Origin of the sequence: Halorubrum sp. AD140 (assembly GCF_034497445.1) — an archaeon.
Lineage (GTDB): Archaea > Halobacteriota > Halobacteria > Halobacteriales > Haloferacaceae > Halorubrum.
Genome location: NZ_JAXRUU010000153.1, coordinates 1 through 1,688 on the forward strand (window position 1 = coordinate 1; position 1,688 = coordinate 1,688).

Sequence of the window (1,688 nt, forward strand, 5' to 3'; positions counted from 1 at the left end):
CCCGGCGCGGCTGCTCGATGACCCGGTCGGTGATCGCGCCGAACAGCCGGGTGACGGGGTCCATCTATCGGGAGCGGAGTCGACTGCGGAGCCGGGCGAGCGCTTCGCTCACCCGGCCGCGCTGCCAGACCAAGGCGCCGCCGACGGCGACGACGCCGAGCAGGGCGGCGATCCCGAGCGGCGAGGAGAGCGCCCCGCCGTCGTCGTCTTCGACCACCTCGACCGGGAGCCGGTAGGTGTCGGAGAGCTGTTCGTCGCCGTCTGCGTCGTCGTACCGGAAGTCGACCGCGGCCGCGTACGCCTTCGGCGTCGCGTCGCCGTCGACCTCGACCTCGAAGGAGACGGTCTCCTCCTCGCCCGGGTCGAGCGAGGTGACGAACGCCTCGTCGTCGGACGAGGAGAGCGGCGAGTCGACAAACAGCTTCGCCTGGACGTTCGTGATCGGATCGGGACCGGTGTTGCGGACGACCGCGTCGTACCGGACCGTCGACCCCGGGGTGACCGACGAGGGGTCGGTCGCGTTCGGCTCCGCGGGCGACACCGAGAAGGTGTCCGCCTCGGGCGCGACGTCGACGACGGCGTCGAGCGTGTCGGAGACGATGACGTCGCCGGCCGACCCCGTCGAGGCGAGCGAGACGGTCCCGTTGCCGTCCTCGCTCGCGCTCACCCCCTCGTCGGTGCCGATGCCGCGGTAGCGGACCGCCACGTTGACCGTCCGCTCGCCCGGGTTCGCGTCCGTACGGAGTCCGGCGTCGAACGTCGCGGTGGCCGTCTCGCCGACCGCGAGGTCGCCGACCGTGTCCCGCGTCGAGCGCGGGACGATGTTCGGGTCGGACTGGACCGTCTCCTGACCCACCCCGTCGGGCGCGGGCGCCTCGTTGCTGAACACGACGACCGCGTCCTCGATGTCGCGGGGGCCGCGGTTGCGGACCTCGACGTCGAAGGAGCCGTCCTCGCCGACGCGCAGGCTGCTGTTCAGTCCCTCGGCGGAGAAGGACTGCGGTGCGAGCGGGGTCACGCCGGTCCGGACCGTCCGCACGGTCGCGTCGGCGCGTTCGGCGTCGCGGTAGTCGACCTCGAACTCCATGGTCGACGACCGCGCGGTCGCCTCGGCGCCAGCGGCGAGGCGGTAGGAGAACGTGCGGTTCTCGCCGGGCTCCCAGTTGTCCGCGTACGTCTCCGTCGACTCCGCGTCCGAGGCGAACGAGAGGTCCGAGTCGACCGGGTTCGCGGTCACGGAGGCCTCGCGGGCCGGCCCCTCGCGGACGTTCCGGAGCGTCACGTCGACGACGCCGTCGTCGCCGGCCTGAACGTCGCCGTCGACGTCGACGACCGCGAACTGCGCGCGGTCCGTGATCTCCACGGAGACGTATACGGTCTCCGTCACGACCTCCTCGTCGCGGACCGTGGAGCCGTCGTCGACCTCGGCGCTCTCCACGTTCCGATATTCCAGTTCGATCGGGACCCGATAGACGCCTGGCTCGGCGTCCTCGTCGGGGACAACCGTGAACTCGACCGGCCCGGTGACGCCACGGTCGACGTCGCCGACGGTCTGCTCGTCGGTCCGCACGTCGAACGGGACCTCGCGGTTCACCTCGTCGCCGGTGCGGATCCGCGCCGTCGTCTCGTGGGCGGTCACCACCTCGCTCTCGAGGTTGTCGTCCCCCTGCGCGTCGACATCGCCGCGG

At 72.0% G+C, this 1,688-nt stretch carries 1 protein-coding gene; it reads right to left on the reverse strand.

The features are described 5' to 3' along the window. Positions 1-64: 64 nt before the first annotated feature. On the reverse strand, positions 65-1,688 hold a 1,624-nt coding region (locus tag U4E84_RS16860; RefSeq protein WP_322533261.1), incomplete at its 5' end, for a CARDB domain-containing protein.